Genomic DNA, 19,723 nt, shown 5'->3' with positions numbered 1-19,723 from the left:
CTTTCTTATATTATCTTTAATTTATACATTTGTTACACTTCATGTACACCTTATCAAAAATAAGGTGTAAAAATGTACACCTTATGATAATTAGTTTAAAGAAGAAGAAATTGCAAAATGGCAGATATAGTTTATATCTTGAATACTACAAAGGATCAACTGTTAATGCAGCCGGCAAACGCATTCATTTGAGAGACTTTGAGTATCTAAAATTATATCCACATCAAGATCCAAAAATTGCAAGTGAAAAGAAGGAGAATAAGGAAATTGATACTTTAAGCGAACAGATATTATCAATCAGAAAAGCCGAATACTTTCAAGGCAAATTTGACATCAAAAACAATACAAAATCTAAAACCTTATTTCTAGAATATTATAGTAATCAAGCCGAGGAACGAGTTGATTCGCCTAAAAATTATGGGAATTGGACCGCTTCTTTTCTTCATCTTAAGCGATTCTGTAATCCAAATACAACTTTTGATGAAGTTGATGAAGAATTCGTAAAAGCGTACCGAAATTATCTTGACAAAGACGCTAGAACTAAAAGCGATCTTCCATTAGCTCAAAACTCAAAATATTCTTATTATAATAAATTCAAAGCTGCAATAAGAGCCGCTTTTGAAGATGGCTATCTTACAATGAATCCTGTCAAAAAAGTAAAAGGATTTGAGCAAGGAGAAAGTCAAAGAGAGTACCTAACTTACAATGAGTTAGTAGCCATGAACAAAGCCACTTGTAAATATGATGTCCTAAAACGAGCCTTTATTTTTTCCTGTTTAGTTGGCTTAAGATGGTCTGATATAAATACACTTGTTTGGAAAGAAGTAAGAGACGAAGGAGATATTAGCCGCGTAAATTTTAGACAAGAAAAAACGGATGGTGTAGAATATTTATATATTTCAGATGAAGCGAGGAAACTACTCGGAGAAAGAGAAAGCCCATCCGAGAGGGTTTTTAAAGGCTTGAAATATGGAGCTCATTTTAATGCTGAAATATTAAGATGGTGTATGAAAGCCGGAATTACAAAACATATTACATTTCATAGTGCTAGGCATACCAATGCTGTATTACTTTTAGAAAATGGAGCTGACATCTACACCGTTTCAAAAAGGCTTGGTCATAGAGAATTAAAAACAACCGAAATTTATGCTAAAATCATTGATTCTAAGATGAAAGAAGCAGCTAATTTAATCCCTAACATTAATAATTAAAAGAATGAAAATTATAAGCTACATTATTGTTATATCAATTTTAATTAATATTTTAGTACAACTAGGTTTAATTTTGAGATATTATTATCCGTTAATCATACAATATTTTCAAAATAAAAAAATTACTTGGAATTCTAATTATGATAGAATAATTGCAGCTTCATTTTTAGCATTTTTTTGTTTAAGCACCTATTTAGGCAGCATATTACTGACGTCTTCAAATGAATTGTATTTGGCAATTTTATATATGACAATACTAATACTGTTGACAATCTCAATATATTTACTTCAAAGAACGGGATCTGCAGAAAGAACTAAAAGCAGTTTATTTTCTTCTATTAAAAGTGATCCACAGAACAACTGCACGCAAGATTTTGAAAATAAATACACCCTTGCAAAGCTTGAAAAAATATTTGATAAATTAGTTGAATATGACTTCATAGAAGTATTAAAAGATAATGAGAGTATTATAGATAAAAATCTTTTTGTAAAAACACTAAGCGAAGGTATTTTGCCAAAAGAACCAATTTTTAAATTACATATGGACAATATTCAAACGAAAGAGTTTCATAAGTTATTTAAGGGTAAATGCCAGAAATTAACTATGCCAAAATTTCTAAAAATATTTATTATAAAAAGTGAAACAGCTACACCAGCTTCAATTAGCTCTTCAAAAAGTAAAAACTTAAATGGAGCCAAAAAGAAAGAATTAATTGAATTGATATTTTTAGGTTAATATTTTAAAATTTAAGGTTGATAATCATAACTTATTAACCTTTACAGCTTTTCCTTTAGTGACTTTTACCACCATAACGATAAAAACTATCACTTATGGAAAGCAATGCAATTATTCAAAAATTAACCCAATTAGAGAAACTTATAATTGGGACAACAAAACAAATCTTCACTGTTGATGATGTTGTAAACTACACAGGGTTCTCAAAAAGTTATGTCTATAAATTAGTGCATAATAATATACTCCCCTATTCTAAACCCAACAATAGAACTCTCTTTTTTACTAAATCAGAGATTGACGAATGGTTATTACAAAACAAGTCAAAATCGGTTTCTCAAATCGAAAAAGAGGCGATCAATTATACAAATGCTGTAAAAAAATAAAAGCGTTCAATTCCGCCGAATTGTAACGCTTTATTTTAACTCTAACCATGTTGTGTCTGACAAAGATACAATAAAAACCATATTGTATAATGAAAAACATGTATTTAAGAATAGGAACTACCTATTTTAAGAAATCCTTATATCCTTTACCTTCAGGTGATTTTATTGAAATTTTAGTTATTTGGTCAGCAGAATTCATAAGACAAGATCACGGTAAAAATGTCCTTTCAGAAATTGAAAGATTTGATGGCTTTATTTGTATTCCTGAAAATCGTCCTGAACACTTTAAGAAAAGAGTCCAAGATTACTACAACACCTATCATCAAATAAGCAAATCGCCCTCAGAAGGCGATATTACCAATACATTAGCTTTTTTATCCCATATTTTTGGCGAACAGCTAGATTTAGGAATTGACTATTTGCAGTTGCTTTATTTAAAACCAACCCAAATCTTACCCATTTTATGTTTAATTAGCAAAGAAAGATCAACCGGGAAATCAACCTTCCTAAAGTGGCTAAAAGAAATCTATGAATATAACTTGACTTTTTTAACCAATAGTGACTTTACTTCAAACTTTAACTCCGACTGGAGTTCAAAACTATTGATTTGTATTGATGAAGTTTTGTTTAAGACTGATGAACTCACAGAACGTATAAAATACCTTTCTACGACTAATACACATAAAACAGAAGCCAAAGGAAAAGACAAAAAAGAAGCTTCCTTTTTTGGGAAATTTATTCTTTGCTCCAATAATGAAACATCATTTATTAAAATTGATGCTGATGAAATTCGATTTTGGATCATAAAAGTGAATCGTTACAAAAAAGAGGATGTTAATTTCTTGAAAAAACTAACAGACGAAATTCCTGCATTTCTACATTTTCTAACAAATAGAAAATTATCCACCGAAAATCAATCCCGAATGTGGTTTACTCCTGAACAAATTAAAACTAAGGCTTTATTAAAGTTAGTAAAACATAATTCGAATCAATTGGAAAAAGAAATAGCTAATGTTTTACTGAATACAATGGAAAGTTTAGATATTGAAATTCTAGATTTCAGTTTTTCTGATTTATTGAATATTTTAAACAAGTTTAGGATCAAATATGATGCTGCTGAAATAAAAAAAATTATTCGTAAAAATTGGAAATTAGAGCAAGCTAAAAATTCAAATCAATATCAAAAAATAAGCATCACTAATGATTTAGATTTCTACCAAAATTTAACCAAAGGACGTTATTACTCGATAACCAGAGATTTTTTATCTGATTTTAGTGATGAATTGATGACAACACAAGATTAAACCAACAACAGTAAGGCTTTATATTGTCATCATTTTGTCATCAAAAATTATAATGATGAATAAAAAATGATGACAGAGTTTTAATAATGATGACGTGATGACAAAATGAGGAGACGTAATCCCCTATCAATATTGGGCTGAGACCACTTTGTCATCAATTCATCACTTTTTTACATTTTTTTAACCTACAAAATACGCTGTAATGAATTCGACTCAAGCAAGAGAAATTTCAATAGAAAAAGTACTTCAAAATTTAGGATGTGAACCCACAAAATCTAATGAAAATGAAAGTTGGTATTTATCCCCTTTTAGAATTGAAAAAACAGCCTCTTTTAAGCTCAATAGAAAAATTAATCGATGGTTTGACCACGGAGAACAGAAAGGCGGGAACGTTATAGACTTCGTAATTCAAAAGTTTGGATTTAGTGTTAATGAAGCTTTGAGTTACCTAGAAAAATTCGATACTTTTTTTTCTTTTCAAAAGCAAATTTTTGAAACACCAACTAAGGAACTGAATAGTACTAATCATATTGAAAAAATAATACCGGTTCAACATGTCGCTTTAATTCAATATCTAAAAAGTAGACAAATACATAATTCCAAAAATATTGAACAGCTCAAAGAAATCCACTACACAATAAATGAAAAAAATTACTTCGCTTTAGGATTTCAAAATAAAAGCCAAGGATGGGAAATAAGATCTAAATATGCAAAAATCTGTTTAGGAAAGAAAGACATATCACTAATCCACAATGAATCAAAAACGCTAAGGATCTACGAAGGCTTTTTTGACTATTTATCTATTATACAGATTCAGGAAAATTTAATAATGGAGGAATCGGATTATTTGATTTTAAATTCGGTGGCATTGTTAGTGAAGAATATTTCGGTTTTGAGTGATTATGATTTTATAGAATTGTACTTAGATAATGACACGACAGGAGATAAATACACTTCATTGATAATGGGAAAATTTGAAAATGCGAAAGATTGTAGAGCGCTTTTTCATGGATTTAAAGACCTAAATGAGTGCTTGGTAAATGGCGGTGAAATTAAAGATTGAATATGAAGATATGAGGGAGCAAGAGGGGATTGCGCTATGCGACAACCCAAACTACAACTGACTGATTTTTAATAATTTAACTTAATAGACTTTCGATGAATGCGTGCATTCATACTCCTTTTTTACTAACCAAATACCAAACAAAACTTATAATCAACACTTTACAATGGAAAATAGTAGACATAATTACATGCAGAAGGATGTAAACATAAGAATTAGCCATGAAAGTAAAAGCCAACTCGATTGGTTAAAAAAGACCTACGATTTCGCAACCTTTAACGAGTGTATTTCTCAAGTCCATTATTTTTTCAAGAGAAATAATATAGCTCCAAGCGAACAAATCTCGAATGTGTTTTTGAAAAATTTTCTTGAATTGAAGTCGGATTTAAAAAATTTCAAAATAGAAATAAATGAAAACCTGAAAGAAAACGTAAAAATTTTAAAGTCAAACGAGAGAGATCTTTTAACTCCGATGAGTCGAAAAATAAACACTCTTTTTGAAAATAAAATCAATAATTCAATTGATAAAAGAAATGAAATTTTGATTGAGAAAGCGGAAGAACCGAACATAATTTCACAACAAAATAAAAAAATCATCAGCCTTACACAGGATTTATCTTCCAAGAATCAACAGCTAAATTCCATGCAAAAAAGTATAGAAGGGATAAATGAAGATTTAAGATTTTACAGGAAATTACACGAAATTGTAAAGGAAAACACAAAAATAGAGAAGCAGTTAATTGGTAAGGATAAAGTAGTTATTGAATGGGATATTGAAGAATGGAAAAGAATTTTAGAATACGTAGAAGCCTTTAAACGAAATAGATAAAATCATGAATGTAAAATTTATCGCCCACGATACCAAATCAAGTTCTAGTTGTTCGGGGCTTGTCGAATATCTGAATAAAGAAAACGAAATTGACACGGATAAAGTAAGACTGCAGGAGAATTTTTTCAATCAAGAGTATTCAGAGACACAACCTTTGCAAAACATAAAAATGGATGATGTGAAACATGCTATCGATTCAAATAGGGGCTCTCGCAAACTAAACGAATCAAATTTCTACATGCTGAATATTTCGCCAAGTAAAGACGAACTAAAACACCTTGAAAACATAGCGGTTGCCGAATTAACCAAAAGGGAATACGATAAAAACAGTCCTGTTTACGAAGAAAGCAAACAAGAACTTATCAAGATGCAATTGAAACTTTACACCAAAAATATTATGTCTGAATACGCTTCAAATTTCAAAAGGGAGGTCTTCATTAACCCTAACAAGCTTCCGAACAATGAGGAAAAGAAAGCCCTAGAAAGTGAAACAAATAAAATTTACAAAGACTATTTGAAAGAAAGAGGAATTGAGATAAAAGAAAACACAAATCCGAAGGAGTGGAAGGAATTGAAGGATTTGAAAATCATTTCGGAAAACAAAAAATCTTTAAAAGTTGAAATGAATTTGGAAGGTTTTGGAAACAAAGAGGTTTCGATTCCAAAAATACTTCTGCATGAACAAAAAAACGGAACGTATAAAATTCCTAAAACGCTGTATCACACTAAAATAAATGAAGCCATTGAGAAAGAATACGGAACCAAAAAAGAGGATATATATAAAGAGCATGCAAATCAAAAAGGGTTCGATTTGAGCAAAAGACAGCTCACAGGCGATGATTTACTTTGGTTCGGAAAAGTAGAGACACAAAGGCATTACAACCACAAAGACAGAGAAGTTATAAGGAACAAGGAACTTTTACGAGAAATCAAAATCGAAAAAAGCAATCCTGAAAAAATAAAGGAATTGGAACCCAAACTAAACAGAGATCCATTTACTAAGGAAGTCATCAAACACGACACTTTGAAAGGTGGCGACAACTACCACATGCACGTTTTAGTGTCTAGGCACGACAGAGCCAACCAAAACGCTCGGGATAAAATATCTCTTTCCCCCCTGGCATCCGCAAGGGATAAAATGCTTTTGGCTGGAAAAAATCAAGTTGGTTTTAATCGCAGTGCTTTTTTCAAAACGGCAGAGCAAACCTTTGATAAAAAATTCGAGTATGCCAGACCAATTCACCAATCGTATGAATATTTTAATGATAGAAAGAAAAATTACAATATTGAAAAGTCCGAAAAAGAAATAGGAAATAAAATATCCAATGGGGTAAAAAACGAGACTAAAAACTTCATAATGAAGCACACAGGGTTAAATGAGATGAAGAAACAATTGAACCCTATTCAAAGTATAAAAGAGCAAATTCCATTTGCGAAAATACCGACTAGTTTCCCAAAATCCATAACTGACTTGTCAATAAAAGTTATGAGAAAAGTTCTTGATATTGGAAAGGATGTGGGCTACTAATCGCTTCGCTATCCTCAATTTTCAGTTCAGAGGTTTTAAGCTCCAGAAAACCTCTGAACCGAAAATCAAGGCAATCCTATTATGATTGTATCGATTTGTTAACCAATCATGGATTACCAACATCTTACTCTTCTTCGTCTTTAAAAGGCTCCTTATTTGTAGAGAGAAATTTATAAGTATTAAGGTAATCACCAACTGTCTTAAATTGCACAAATTCTTGTGTATCATCCAAGTTGTTCTGATTAATTTCAAAAAATTCAGAGGGAGTTATTCTATACCCCTGTCCATTTGCCTTTAAAATATAACTGAAGAAAAAGTCCGAAAAAGAACTTTCCTGTATGTATTTAGGTTTGTCAAAATGTCCTAAATTATAGCTGTTTGCAATGATTTTTTCGGCTTCATTTCTGATACACTTCAGCAAATAATTATAAATATGATTTGTTGTCACTTGTCGTTCCTCTTTGAAACGCAATGTATTATTGGTATACTTCCAAATCAAATTATAAATCTGACCAATAGAAAAATGATTCGTTAAATACTCCAATAGATTCTCTATTGCAAAATCATTTTTAAATTCTATTTTGAGAACCTGATCAAAATTGTAAGCAAGATATAATTGAGCTTCATGTTTGGCAATTTTTTTCCAGTATAAAAAAAGCTCTTCATTGGTTAGTTTTAATTGATCCTCCGCCCTAGCCAAGTAATTATACAATTCATAATTTGATAAATCATCTTTCAAAACATTGATATTCCACTTCATTTTATAGAGTTCAATAGAAAGAATGGTCTCATTGAATTTATTTTCTTTAATTCCAATGAAACTATAATCACTTTCAGGATGAACCGTTAAAATCTTTGATTTATAAAGCGGCAACACAAAATCTTTGCTGTTTTTCCAGTTTTCTTTACTGGAGAGAGGAACAATATAAGTTAAATCTTCTGATGACATATTCCGGACTAACATTCCTAGACTTATTTTCTCTTCAGCCGTGAGTTTTTCAAAAGGGATTTTTACAGATTCTTCAAGGTGTAACTGATTTGAAATGCGTTCTTCCCGTTCTTTTTCTTCCTGTAAATATACTTGACGTTTCATATCGAGACAAGAACTACAAGTACAATGCCCTTCATTTATGTGACCACAATTTGAGCACACAGGTTTATTTGGATATAGATTCCTATGGTGTGGAATTACAACCACTTGACAGTTACATAAAGTACACGTTTCTGCTGTTTTTTCCCAAGGAAATTGCTCTTCAAAATTATTATTTTGAGGAAGTTTGTATTTTGCTTTTAGGGAAGCCATTGCAATTCGATCCTCGTAATACTCTTTCATTAAAGCCGTCATTTCATCCTGAGATAAAAAATCAAATTTAGTACCTTGTTTTTTTAATTGGTAATGATTCATATAGTGATTATTTAAAATTACAAGCCTAGTACGCCTCACTTAAATAATTAAATAAAAAGGCTTAAAATCAGAAAAAATACCCTAACTATCTTAAGGTGTTACTTTAAAAGAAAACAAATAATTTAAGAGCATTATTTTTTCTTTCAAAAGCAAATATAATACGGGAGCGTACTAATTAGTATTTCCTTTTAAGGCTCCAGACCAGCTTATAATAACGGAATAACCTGAAAGACAACTAAAAAGATAGTATAAGAAAGTAAAGGAAAACAAAAAAGCGTGTTTTTTTTCTTCTTTACGGTTTTCCTCATTACACTTCAGTATATATTCGATACTTTAGCAGTCATAAATATCTTATTTTAATCCAAAATAATAATTGCTTAATGGCAGCTGAACAAAAACAAAAATTAGAACAACAACTCTGGAATATCGCCAACACCCTTCGAGGAAAAATGGATGCCGACGATTTTAGAGATTACATATTAGGTTTTATTTTCTACAAGTACCTGAGTACAAAAATGGATTTGTATGCCACCACTATCCTAAAGCCAGACGGTTTGACTTTTCAAGAAATCGAAGGACATCCCGAGGAAGAAGTCTTGATGCAAGAAATTAAACAATTATCGATTGATAAACTGGGATTTTTCTTGGAACCTTGTGATTTGTTTTCGGAATTAGCACGAAGAGGAAACGCAGGCGGAAAAAATAATTTCATTCTTGGGGATTTAGCTAAAGTACTCACGCACATTGAGCAAAGTACGATGGGTTCTGAAAGCGAAGAAGATTTTGGCAACCTGTTTTCCGACTTGGATTTAACCTCTCATAAACTAGGAAAATCCGAGACTGACAAAAACGAATTGATAGTAAAAGTCTTGGTACATTTAGATGAAATTGACTTTGATTTAGAAAACACCGACAGCGATGTTCTGGGTGATGCCTACGAATATTTAATAGGACAGTTTGCCAGTGGAGCTGGCAAGAAAGCAGGTGAATTTTATACGCCACAACAAGTAAGCAGCGTTTTGGCTCAACTGGTAACGGTGGGCAAAGACAAACTCAAGAGCGTTTATGACCCGACATGTGGGTCTGGTTCATTATTATTACGTGTAGCCAAAGAAGTAAAAGACGTAAGTGCTTTTTACGGTCAGGAAATGAACCCTACCACTTACAACTTGTGCCGTATGAATATGATTATGCACGATGTTCACTACAAGCGTTTTGATATCAAGAACGAAGATACACTTGAAAGACCACAACATTTTGATATGCGTTTTGAAGCCATTGTTGCTAATCCTCCTTTTTCTGCAAATTGGAGTGCTAGTCCTTTGTTTATGAGCGATGACCGCTTCTCTGCTTATGGAAAACTCGCGCCAAGCAGTAAAGCCGATTTTGCCTTTGTGCAACATATGGTTCACCAGCTAGATGATAACGGAACTATGGCCATCGTTCTCCCTCACGGGGTTTTGTTTCGTGGTGGTGCAGAAGGACACATACGGAAATATTTGATAAATGAAAAGAATTACTTGGATGCCGTAATAGGTTTGCCAGCCAACATTTTTTATGGAACGAGTATACCGACTTGTATTTTGGTTTTGAAGAAAAAGCGAACCGATGCCAAAAGCATTTTGTTTATAGATGCCAGCCAACATTATGAAAAGGTGAAAACTCAAAACGTGTTGCGTACCGAGGATATTGACAAAATCATAAACACATACGAAAACCGAACCGAAGAAGAGAAATACAGCCATATTGCCGCTTTAAGCGAAGTTGCCACCAACGATTACAACTTGAATATTCCTCGTTATGTAGATACTTTTGAAGAAGAAGATGCTATAGATTTAAAAGCTATAACCAATGAATTACGAGAATTGGCAGACCTTAGTAAAACAACGGATGCAACAATTGAAGGTTTTTGTACTGAATTAGGAATTGAAACACCATTTTAATGAGTACAGCAACTTTGAATAGTGAAAAGAAAAAAGCTTTAGTTCCTGAATTAAGATTCTTTGGATTTGAAGATGAGTGGAAAGAAAAAAAAATCGGAAAAGTATTTAAAATAAATGCTGGTGGGGATATAGATAATGAAAGGGTAAGTTTTGAAAAAACTGAAAAGTTTAAATATCCAATTTATGCTAATGCAAAAAAAGATAAGGGTTTCTATGGATATTCTGATATATATAAAATTGAATCTGGAACAATTACTGTAGCAGGAAGAGGTGTTTATATTGGAATAGCCCATGCTAGAGACCATCAATATTATCCAATAGTAAGGTTATTAGTTTTAAAGCCACTCGCAAATGAAGATATTTATTTTAGTGAGAATGTTATAAATAGATTAAATCTTTTTGTAGAAAGCACTGGCGTTCCTCAATTAACTGCTCCTCAATTCTCTAATTACAAAATCTCACTTCCAAGCCTTCCAGAACAACAAAAAATAGCTTCTTTTTTAAGTGCTGTGGATGAAAAATTACAGCAACTTTCCCGCAAAAAGGAATTGTTAGAACAATACAAAAAAGGCGTAATGCAACAATTGTTCTCTGGTAAATTGCGGTTTAAGGATGAAAATGGAGAAGATTATCTGGATTGGGAAGAGAAAAAGTTGGGGGAGGTTGCAACTAAAAAATCTTCTAATATTTCAGCTAATAAGATTGAAGAAAATTTCGGCGCTTTCATTATTTACGGAGCTTCAGGAGTATTAAAAAAAGTTGATTTTTATAAAGAAGAAAATGATTATGTTAGTATAGTAAAAGACGGAGCCGGTGTTGGTAGATTATTATATTGTAAAGGCAAATCTTCAGTTTTAGGTACAATGGAAATAATAAGCCCAAAACTTCGTATTGATACTTATTTTTTATATTGCTTACTTTCAAATATTGATTTTGTAAAATATGTTACAGGAAGTACTATTCCTCATATATATTTTAAAGATTATTCTAATGAAATTTGTGGTATTCCTACCCTTTCAGAACAAAAAAAAATAGCCGATTTCTTGTCGAGTATCGATGCTAAAATAGAAAGCACCGCTCAACAAATCACCCAAACGCAAAGCTTTAAAAAAGGGTTATTGCAGCAATTATTTGTGTAATTATTGAAAATTAAATTATGATATGTTTTTTCACAAATTTTGATTGGGATTCATTTTGGATGAATGTATTAGTCAGTAGTTTTTTTTTAGTAATTGCTTCTATCCTAATCCCTTTTTTAGTAGTTAAAAAGATACGGAATAAGAATAAAAAATTAATCGTTAAAAAAACAGCTTCCGTAATCCAAGAGATTTGCGAATTTATAAACGATATGCCATATACAAACAACATTTCTTTTATTGATAATCTGCCGTCAAAAAATGATGATATTGCTTTTATTAAAGATAAGTTATATGGCGAATTATTAATAATTGGTACATCCAAAAAATCAAAAATTATCCGTCATGTAGGTATTTCTTCGATAAACGCACTTAATAAAATTGTAGTATTAGAAATATGTATTGTTTTCAGTAAGTATATGGAAACTTTTGACACTGACACCACATACAAAATATTAAAAGATGAAAGAAATAGATTAGAACAGTTTAGACTAAAATTAGAATCCATTATTACAATTTATTCTCTTCATGTAGATGAAAATGTAATTTCAGTAATCAGCGATTTGTGTCTTGATATAAAAGCATTTGAAATAAAATTTAAAGATAATTTTGCTATTGATGATTTGATTGAAAGCGGAAAAACTAAAAGAACAGGTGTTTTTGGCATTATGGATGTTGCTGACATTTATAAAAAAATATTGGAGACATTAGAGATTTTAATTAGAAATAAAAATTTTGAAACGGAAATAAAAAAAACAAGTGAATTACATTTTATCAAGTATTGATACCAAAATAGAAAGTACCAGCCAACAAATCAACCAAACGCAAAGCTTTAAAAAAGGCTTGTTGCAGCAACTATTTGTATAATTATGAGCCATCAATCCGAAGCAATCTTAGAAAACAACTTAATCAAGCAATTGCGGGGTTTAGAGTATGCGTCTGTAAATATTCCCGATGGCGAAGCTTTGGTTTCCAATCTACAAAGTCAATTAGAACTTTTTAACGAAACCACTTTTACAGCCAAAGAGTTTGATGCTATCATCAATCATTTAGCCAAAGGCAATGTTTTTGAAAAAGCCAAAACGCTTCGAGACCGCTTTCAATTGAATAAGGAAGATGGCACTTCGTTTTATGTTCGATTTTTTAATGCGGAAGATAATAGCAAAAATTTATTTCAAGTTACCAATCAAATCAGTCTGGAAGGAAGCTACAAAAACCGTTTTGACGTAACGCTTTTGGTCAATGGTTTGCCTTTGGTACAAATAGAACTCAAACGTTCTGGCTTAGAAATTAAAGAAGCATTCAACCAAATTAATCGCTACCAATTGCATTCTTTTTGGAGCAATCACGGTTTGTTTCAGTACGTGCAACTGTTTGTGATAAGCAATGGAGTTAATACCAAATATTTGGCCAACAACAAATTGCAATCGGTAAAACAAACCTTCTTTTGGGCAGATGCTAATAATAAAAATGTTACCGAGTTAACCGAGTTTACAGCGGCTTTTTTGAACCCAACTCATTTGGGTAAAATGGTAGCCCATTATATCGTGATTAATGAAACCCATAAAGTGATGATGGTGTTGCGACCGTATCAATATTTTGCCACGGAAGCGATTATTCATCAAGTCAAAAACTCTAATGAGAATGCTTATATTTGGCATACCACAGGTTCGGGTAAAACCTTAACTTCGTTCAAGGCAAGCCAAATCGTGATGGAATTGCCAGCCGTTTACAAAGTCGTTTTTGTAGTTGACAGAAAAGATTTGGATTTCCAAACTATGAATGAATTCAATGCTTTTAAAAAAGATAGCGTTGACGTTACGGATAATACACAATCTTTGGTACGGCAATTAACAGATAATACCAAGTTGGTTCTAACTACGATTCAGAAATTAAACAATGCTGTTTCGGAACGTTTTGCAGGTAAAATAGAAGCCTTGCGGCACAGGAAAATCGTATTTATATTTGATGAATGCCACCGTTCACAATTTGGAGAAACTCATGATAGAATTACCAAATTCTTTGATAAAAGTCAGTTAATCGGTTTTACAGGAACACCCATATTTGCCGAAAATGCTTCTAAGAATGATTTAGGAAAACGAACCACCAAAGATTTATTTGGCAATTGCTTGCATAAATACGTGATTACGGATGCTATTCATGATGAAAACGTATTGCGTTTTGGAATTGAATATGTGGGGAAATACAAAAACAAGAGCAAAGCTTTTATCGACATTGAAGTTGAAGATATTGATAAACAAGAGGTTTTAGATTCCGAAAAAAGAATCAACAAAATCGTTGATTATATCATTGCTTATCACAATCAGAAAACCTTTAGTCGAGATTATTCAGCCCTTTTGGCGGTAAGCAGTATCAGTAATGTGATTCAGTATTACGACCTTTTTCAACAAAAGAAAGCCGCAGGAGAACACGATTTGCGTATTGCCACTGTTTTTACCTATGGCACCAATGAAGATTCAGACGAAGCACAGGATTTCCTTCCAGAGGATGAAGTCGATTTTGATGTTATGGCAGAACCGATAACCAGTTATCAAGGAAAGCATACCAGAGATAAACTAGAAAGCTATATTGGTGATTATAACAATATGTTTGGCACGAGCTATTCGACAAAAGACAGCGAATCATTTCAAAAATATGCCCAAAACATAAGCAAACGGTTAAAAGACCGTGAAAAGGAAAACTTTAACAACGAGAAAGACCGTTTAGACATTGTAATTGTAGTGAATATGATGCTTACGGGTTTTGATGCCAAAAAAGTAAACACGCTTTATGTGGATAAAAACTTGAAACAACATGGCTTGATACAGGCTTTTTCGAGAACCAATCGAATCCTTGGGCAAAAGTCACAAGGGAATATTTTGTCCTTTAGAAACCTCAAAAAAGCCACTGACGATGCGATTACTTTGTTTTCTAACAAAGATGCCATTGAAGTGGTTACGATGCCCGATTATGAAAAAATAGCCGAGAAGTTTGACGAAGCTTTGAAAGGCTTGCGAGAAATTGCACCAACCTACCAAAGCGTAAATGAGTTAGAGAGCGAAGAAGCCGAAGCTCAATTTGTACAAGCTTTCCGAAAATTGATGCGAGCTATGAATGTCTTGCAATCCTACACCGATTTTGATTGGGAGGATTTACTCATTGACGAGCAAGAATTTGAAGATTACAAAAGCAAATACTTAGACTTATACGAAAAGGTAAAACGGGACAACGAAAAACAAAAAACTTCGATTCTGGATGATATCGATTTTGAATTAGAATTAATTCACAGAGACCAAATCAACGTTGCCTATATGCTAAAATTGTTAGCACAATTGAAAGGATCAAAAACTGAATCAGCAGCAGCTGTACAACGAAAAGCCATCATTGATTTATTGGGTGGTGATATTCAGTTAAGAAGTAAACGAGAACTGATTCAGAAATTCATCGATGAAAATATGCCACACATCAAAGACGGAGAAAGCATAGAAGATGAATTTGAAAAATTCTGGCAAGACCAAAAAGTACTAGCATTGGGCAAACTATGCGAAGACGAGCATCTGGATAAAGCGCAATTTAAAGCATTAATCGACGCCTACATTTACAGCGGTAGAGAACCCATAAAAGACGAGGTTTTCCAATGTTTGGACAACAGACCCAGCATTCTTCAAGCAAGAGTAATTGGCGATAGAATTATTGCTAAAATGAAGGAGTTTGTGGAGATTTTTGTTAAGGGGATGATGGCTTAGAATGTGTAAGGATATTTAAATAATAACAAACTAATTTGTAATAATTAGGTATAATTTAGCGAAAGCAATAGGTTACTTGATAGTGGCAAACTATCCTTTTTAGGGTTGTTGAGTAGTTGCTTTATCTTGAATGATTTCAAATTATAGCCAATCACTAAGCGAAAAACAACAAATAATATGAGTGAAATAATAGTAGAGAAGAAAAGTATTTTTACAGGATCAAAAGAATATCTAGAAAAAAGTTTTCTTGAAGAATTAAATTACAAGATTTGGACGACTAAAGGAGCTAGATTCAAAGCTGATCGAAGACTTACGACCATCTCAAAAATGTCTAATATTAGTTTTTCAATTTTATCAGCATATTTAATAATTGCCGGATTACTGGCCGTTTACAATATAGAAAATAATGATGGAAATTTGGGTCTAATAAATTATTACATTACCGCCTTATCAATAATTCAACTTGTAGTTGCACAATTTGAAAACAATCAGGATTATAAAATGAAAGCTAAAAACTTTCACGATTGCAGCTTGGAATTAAGCAAATTATATAATAAGCTAAGGACTTTTAAAACTCTGAATTCGCAAGCTTCGGAATACACAACATTAAATTTTTGCCAGCAATTAGCAGATGAATATCAAGAAATATTATGTCGATACGAAAACCATGAAGATATTGATTATGAAAGCTTTAAAATTACTCAGCTAAATTATTTTAAAGAACTTACAACAAAAGACGTAAAAAAAATAAAAAAGAATTATTGGTGGAAATGTTACGGTTGGTATTCGCTAATAATTGCTTTGCCACCTATTGTAATTTTAGTAATTACAATACTTTAAAAGTCTATAACACCACTACAACGGATTTGGGCAATTGGCTTAATTTAGTCCCAAACCCGCTAAAGTAACTGGACGTTGTGTGTAAGACCGTCTCAGAATCGCAAAAAAAACTCAAATAACTAAAATATGATTTTTAATATTTATTACATAAATTTTCCAAAAGTATACGAAATAAAGATGATGCTTAGTAATGTAATAGCTTTAAATCGGGAAAAACAAACTGATTCTACAGACCAGAAAGATGTTGACTATAAAGGAAAACTAGGAGTTAATTTTTTAAACTTTTTTAATATTGATGCAGAAGCATCGAACAAAAATTCCAAGTCTGATTCACAAAAAGTGTTAGAAACGTTTGAAATTAAAACAACCAAATCAATAATTTTAAGCGAAATAATTGAGCGTAGCGGACGAACTCATGACTTTAGTAATTTAGAAGAAGGACAATTAATAAAAATTGACAATGTAAATTTATCCCTAGAGAACGAACCTGAGTTGAGAACAGTAAAACTTTTTACAAGTGGGTCTTTCAAAGGAATGAATATTCCAGGGGCAAATGGATTTGATATAAATAATTTATTCAACTCGATGTTTAAGGATTATGCTTATAAAATGAAAGGAACGGTAATAGATTCCGAAGAAGCAGTATTGATAAAAATTCCGCTTACTTTTGAAAGTGAGTTTGAAAGTTCATACAGTGTAGATGATTTATTTATTGGAAAAGTTTCAATAGTTGGTTTATATAAAGGAAAAATCAAAATCGAAGCTTTAAAAAATTCTTTAGATTTTTTCCAAGAATTAGGTTCAATGCAAAATATATTAAATAGTCCTGCAAATGATGAGATTCAGGATAGCCAATATCAAACTAAATCAAATAATAACAACTCTTTATTTACAAGCTCAGAGCATAGCGACAAAGAATACCACTATATTGATTTATTAGCTATTGTTCAGAATGTAAATTTTCCAAAATAATTTTGAATGATACAAGAACTTTTATTTTATGATAAGAATTACTTCGATTATTTTAAAAAAAATAAAGAGAAAGAAGGTTTTAATATTGTTAGTGTAACTGAATACATGCGTAATTTTGAACTTGCTAATGATGTGAGTGAATTAAATCAAATTGTCGATATTTCATCTCTCTCGGGACTTAATTCTTTACAGTACAATGCTGAAAGCCTATTCCCCTACTTCAATGAAAATATTACTTTCATTTCAGATAAAGAAAACAAAAAAAATTTCGAATATGAACTTCGATTTTGTTTCATTGAATTTACTGATTTAGAAATTGTTGAAGGAATAATTGTGACGGATGAAGATGAAATTAAGTTTGAAAAACCATTAAAGCATAAAAAAATAATAGATATTAGTAATGAAGAAGTATATTCTTTCTTAAAAGCATTTTCTTCTGAAATTTATGGACATGAAAAATTTAAAGATGATTTTTCTAAATTAATAACAAACTTTAGAGTTTTTAATAAACTAGGAGAACATAAAATATTATCTCTTTTTTTAATGGGAGATTCTGGAGTTGGAAAAACAGAAGTTGCTAGAGCCATTCATAAGTGTTTAGGAGGAAAAGGCAAACTTGCAAAAATAAATTTTGGGAATTATAGTAGTGATAATTCATTAAATTCTCTAATTGGTAGTCCACGAGGATATATAGGAAGTGAAGAAGGTGAAATTTTTATACGAGTTAAAAATTCAGATATTGGATTAATTCTAATCGATGAATTTGAAAAATCAAATTCTACACTTTTCAATTATTTTCTCGATGTTCTAGAAAATGGAAAAATGTCGAGTTCTTTAAGTGAGGAAATTGACTTAAATGGTTTCATTATAATTTTCACCTCAAATATTAACAAGGAGGATTTTACGAAAATTATTTCTCCAGAATTACGTTCTAGATTTGATTATAAAGGATATTTTACTCTATTATTTCATAGAGATAAACAGAAATTTGTAGATTTTAGGATAAAGTCAATTATTCAAAAATTCAAAATTCACTTCAATAAAGAACTTCCAGAAAGCATTGAAGAAGAGATACTTGAAAAAGTAAATGTCAGTCAATTTAAAAACATGAGAGATTTAAATAAAAGTATAAAAAATGCGTTTGTAGAATGTTTGGTGAAACCTAGAAACTAATAAAAAGGTAAAGTATACAACAGCCATTTTGAGCTAGCTGGAGTTTAGTGGAATTATCGTTTCACATCAACTTTCTGCAAAGCCGAAAATTGAAAGATTACTAACATCCAAAACATTTACAAGCGTGAGAATGTCAGGCTTTGAAAAAACTACTTCAAATTTAGGAAGTATTCGGAGGGCTACAAAAGAAAAATCTCAAATATGGGATTCTCTAAAGGTTGATTTTAGTTTTTTCACAGTCTGGTGTTAGTGGCAAGCTCTCACAAAAAACTATAAAACTTAAGATTATGATAGGAAAATGCGCATTATATGATAACGAAACTGAATTAAAATTGAGTCATATCATACCAAAATTCGCATTTGATTATATGAAAAAAACTGGGAGTAAATATTTGAGGACATATGAAAACCCAGACGTAAGGGTTCAAGATGGTCCAAAAGAATATCTTTTAGGAGAACAAGCAGAACAAGAATTTAGTAAAAGAGAACGATGGTTTGCAAACAATATATTCTTACCATATATGAAAGATAATAAACAAGAATTTGAATATAACGAAAATTTCTCATATTTTCTTATTTCGGTACTTTGGAGAGTCCTAATAAATCAGCAAAAGGATAACTCTGTTAAAAATGAGAAAAGATTAAATTTTCTTAATGACGTCCAACTTGAATGGAAACAATTTTTAAGTGAATATAAATATCCAATTAATTTTAATGACCTAAATGTTTTTCTAACAGATAGAATTACTTCACATACAACAAAAGGAATAAATGTAGACTCTTATATGTCTAGATTCATTGATGCTACAATAATCCATAATGAAAATTTCACCACCGTTGCTGTCTATGTTAAGTTTTTAAGATTTATGATTTGGAGCGTAGTGAAGGGAAACCCAAATAATTGTGAAGATATTAAAATAAAATTTCTCGATGGAAAACTAAAAACACCACAAAAAGTTAAAGATGATTTTTTTGGCGGTTTCATACTCCATAGAATTAAAGATATCGATAATCGACCAAAAGCAAGTGAAAGTCAACAAGCAAAAATTGAAAAAGAAATTAAAAAAAATGAAATTGATTTTTGGAATAGTGATGCAGGTAGATCTCTAATAAACGATATGGAAAACAAGGCCAGCCAGTAACAGTTGTTTTCAGAAATTGGGGTTTTATGGATTAATTTATAGATTGTTTTGTACTTGTAAAATTAGTCATAAACAGAAAATCTATGCTTTAATGTAAAGTCATTTTTATTTAACAATTAGATTGTCATTTTAGAGGAAAATACAAAAATGCCTAAATTCCATCAATGAAAAACTCAGTGTTTAAAAGAGTATTTTTGTGACTATCAAATTTCAGTATAATGGAACATCAAATAGATGACTATTCCGATGAAAGTGGACACCCTATTCCGGAGCAAAGTGGACAGTTGTTTTGCTGATGATTTCTTGGGTTAA

General features: G+C 31.4%; 16 protein-coding genes. 15 read left to right on the top strand and 1 reads right to left on the bottom strand.

The genetic code is table 11. The annotated features are described in order from the left end of the window. The first annotated feature begins 83 nt into the window (after positions 1–83). The 7 genes from EKL96_RS05235 (at position 84) to EKL96_RS05205 (ending at position 7,054) form a co-directional block, all read left to right on the top strand. Positions 84–1,211 (top strand): tyrosine-type recombinase/integrase, encoded by a 1,128-nt coding sequence (locus EKL96_RS05235; RefSeq protein ID WP_126459156.1) that lies wholly within the window; start codon positions 84–86, stop codon positions 1,209–1,211. A gap of 4 nt (positions 1,212–1,215) precedes the next feature. Then, positions 1,216–1,947, top strand: a complete 732-nt coding sequence (locus EKL96_RS05230) for a hypothetical protein (protein ID WP_126459153.1) — start codon at positions 1,216–1,218, stop codon at positions 1,945–1,947. 95 nt (positions 1,948–2,042) lie between these two features. Further along, a complete protein-coding gene (locus EKL96_RS05225) occupies positions 2,043–2,330 on the top strand; it encodes a helix-turn-helix transcriptional regulator (protein ID WP_126459150.1) in 288 nt (95 codons plus the stop codon). Positions 2,331–2,419: 89 nt separating this feature from the next. Next, positions 2,420–3,634, top strand: a complete 1,215-nt coding sequence (locus EKL96_RS05220; RefSeq protein WP_126459147.1) for a primase-helicase family protein — start codon at positions 2,420–2,422, stop codon at positions 3,632–3,634. Positions 3,635–3,836: 202 nt separating this feature from the next. Then, complete coding sequence (locus EKL96_RS05215; protein WP_126459144.1) at positions 3,837–4,697, top strand: toprim domain-containing protein; 861 nt, start codon at positions 3,837–3,839, stop codon at positions 4,695–4,697. A 166-nt stretch (positions 4,698–4,863) separates the two neighbouring features. Then, positions 4,864–5,526 (top strand): BfmA/BtgA family mobilization protein, encoded by a 663-nt coding sequence (locus EKL96_RS05210; protein ID WP_126459142.1) that lies wholly within the window; start codon positions 4,864–4,866, stop codon positions 5,524–5,526. Between the two features lie 4 nt (positions 5,527–5,530). Then, positions 5,531–7,054 carry a DUF5712 family protein gene (locus EKL96_RS05205; RefSeq protein WP_126459139.1) on the top strand — a complete coding sequence of 508 codons (1,524 nt, stop codon included), beginning with the start codon at positions 5,531–5,533 and terminating at the stop codon, positions 7,052–7,054. 124 nt (positions 7,055–7,178) lie between these two features. Here the strand turns inward: EKL96_RS05205 and EKL96_RS05200 are convergent, their stop codons facing one another. Then, positions 7,179–8,459, bottom strand: a complete 1,281-nt coding sequence (locus tag EKL96_RS05200; RefSeq protein ID WP_126459136.1) for a hypothetical protein — start codon at positions 8,457–8,459, stop codon at positions 7,179–7,181. A gap of 380 nt (positions 8,460–8,839) precedes the next feature. On the opposite strand from EKL96_RS05200, the gene EKL96_RS05195 reads away from it, so the two are divergent. The 8 genes from EKL96_RS05195 to EKL96_RS05160 all read left to right on the top strand — a co-directional run bounded on the left by EKL96_RS05195 (position 8,840) and on the right by EKL96_RS05160 (position 19,411). Further along, positions 8,840–10,402 carry a type I restriction-modification system subunit M gene (locus EKL96_RS05195; protein ID WP_126459133.1) on the top strand — a complete coding sequence of 521 codons (1,563 nt, stop codon included), beginning with the start codon at positions 8,840–8,842 and terminating at the stop codon, positions 10,400–10,402. After that, positions 10,402–11,541, top strand: a complete 1,140-nt coding sequence (locus EKL96_RS05190; RefSeq protein WP_126459130.1) for a restriction endonuclease subunit S — start codon at positions 10,402–10,404, stop codon at positions 11,539–11,541. Before EKL96_RS05195 ends, EKL96_RS05190 begins: the two co-directional genes overlap by 1 nt. A 59-nt stretch (positions 11,542–11,600) precedes the next feature. Continuing rightward, positions 11,601–12,323 (top strand): hypothetical protein, encoded by a 723-nt coding sequence (locus tag EKL96_RS05185; RefSeq protein WP_126459127.1) that lies wholly within the window; start codon positions 11,601–11,603, stop codon positions 12,321–12,323. 84 nt (positions 12,324–12,407) lie between these two features. Beyond that, positions 12,408–15,284 (top strand): type I restriction endonuclease subunit R, encoded by a 2,877-nt coding sequence (locus EKL96_RS05180; RefSeq protein WP_126459124.1) that lies wholly within the window; start codon positions 12,408–12,410, stop codon positions 15,282–15,284. Positions 15,285–15,461: 177 nt separating this feature from the next. Continuing rightward, positions 15,462–16,124: an SLATT domain-containing protein gene (locus tag EKL96_RS05175; RefSeq protein ID WP_126459121.1), complete on the top strand. Its 663-nt coding sequence runs from the start codon at positions 15,462–15,464 to the stop codon at positions 16,122–16,124. 126 nt (positions 16,125–16,250) lie between these two features. After that, positions 16,251–17,096 (top strand): hypothetical protein, encoded by an 846-nt coding sequence (locus tag EKL96_RS05170; protein WP_233579267.1) that lies wholly within the window; start codon positions 16,251–16,253, stop codon positions 17,094–17,096. 6 nt (positions 17,097–17,102) lie between these two features. Then, positions 17,103–18,269, top strand: a complete 1,167-nt coding sequence (locus EKL96_RS05165; RefSeq protein WP_126459118.1) for an AAA family ATPase — start codon at positions 17,103–17,105, stop codon at positions 18,267–18,269. Between the two features lie 287 nt (positions 18,270–18,556). Continuing rightward, the gene (locus tag EKL96_RS05160) at positions 18,557–19,411 is read left to right on the top strand and encodes a hypothetical protein (RefSeq protein ID WP_126459115.1); all 855 of its coding nucleotides are present in this window, start codon (positions 18,557–18,559) and stop codon (positions 19,409–19,411) included. Positions 19,412–19,723: the final 312 nt, after the last annotated feature.

This window comes from Flavobacterium sp. LS1R10 (assembly GCF_003968825.1).
Classification (GTDB): Bacteria; Bacteroidota; Bacteroidia; order Flavobacteriales; family Flavobacteriaceae; genus Flavobacterium.
This window is presented reverse-complemented; position numbering and strand designations above follow the sequence as displayed.

Excerpts from the sequence above, each read along its gene's own strand:
- EKL96_RS05235 (WP_126459156.1), top strand. The coding sequence starts at position 84 with ATGATAATTAGTTTAAAGAAGAAGAAATTGCAAAATGGCAGATATAGT.
- EKL96_RS05230 (WP_126459153.1), top strand. The coding sequence starts at position 1,216 with ATGAAAATTATAAGCTACATTATTGTTATATCAATTTTAATTAATATT.
- EKL96_RS05225 (WP_126459150.1), top strand. The coding sequence starts at position 2,043 with ATGGAAAGCAATGCAATTATTCAAAAATTAACCCAATTAGAGAAACTT.
- EKL96_RS05220 (WP_126459147.1), top strand. The coding sequence starts at position 2,420 with ATGAAAAACATGTATTTAAGAATAGGAACTACCTATTTTAAGAAATCC.
- EKL96_RS05215 (WP_126459144.1), top strand. The coding sequence starts at position 3,837 with ATGAATTCGACTCAAGCAAGAGAAATTTCAATAGAAAAAGTACTTCAA.
- EKL96_RS05210 (WP_126459142.1), top strand. The coding sequence starts at position 4,864 with ATGGAAAATAGTAGACATAATTACATGCAGAAGGATGTAAACATAAGA.
- EKL96_RS05205 (WP_126459139.1), top strand. The coding sequence starts at position 5,531 with ATGAATGTAAAATTTATCGCCCACGATACCAAATCAAGTTCTAGTTGT.
- EKL96_RS05200 (WP_126459136.1), bottom strand. The coding sequence starts at position 8,459 with ATGAATCATTACCAATTAAAAAAACAAGGTACTAAATTTGATTTTTTA.
- EKL96_RS05195 (WP_126459133.1), top strand. The coding sequence starts at position 8,840 with ATGGCAGCTGAACAAAAACAAAAATTAGAACAACAACTCTGGAATATC.
- EKL96_RS05190 (WP_126459130.1), top strand. The coding sequence starts at position 10,402 with ATGAGTACAGCAACTTTGAATAGTGAAAAGAAAAAAGCTTTAGTTCCT.
- EKL96_RS05185 (WP_126459127.1), top strand. The coding sequence starts at position 11,601 with ATGAATGTATTAGTCAGTAGTTTTTTTTTAGTAATTGCTTCTATCCTA.
- EKL96_RS05180 (WP_126459124.1), top strand. The coding sequence starts at position 12,408 with ATGAGCCATCAATCCGAAGCAATCTTAGAAAACAACTTAATCAAGCAA.
- EKL96_RS05175 (WP_126459121.1), top strand. The coding sequence starts at position 15,462 with ATGAGTGAAATAATAGTAGAGAAGAAAAGTATTTTTACAGGATCAAAA.
- EKL96_RS05170 (WP_233579267.1), top strand. The coding sequence starts at position 16,251 with ATGATTTTTAATATTTATTACATAAATTTTCCAAAAGTATACGAAATA.
- EKL96_RS05165 (WP_126459118.1), top strand. The coding sequence starts at position 17,103 with ATGATACAAGAACTTTTATTTTATGATAAGAATTACTTCGATTATTTT.
- EKL96_RS05160 (WP_126459115.1), top strand. The coding sequence starts at position 18,557 with ATGATAGGAAAATGCGCATTATATGATAACGAAACTGAATTAAAATTG.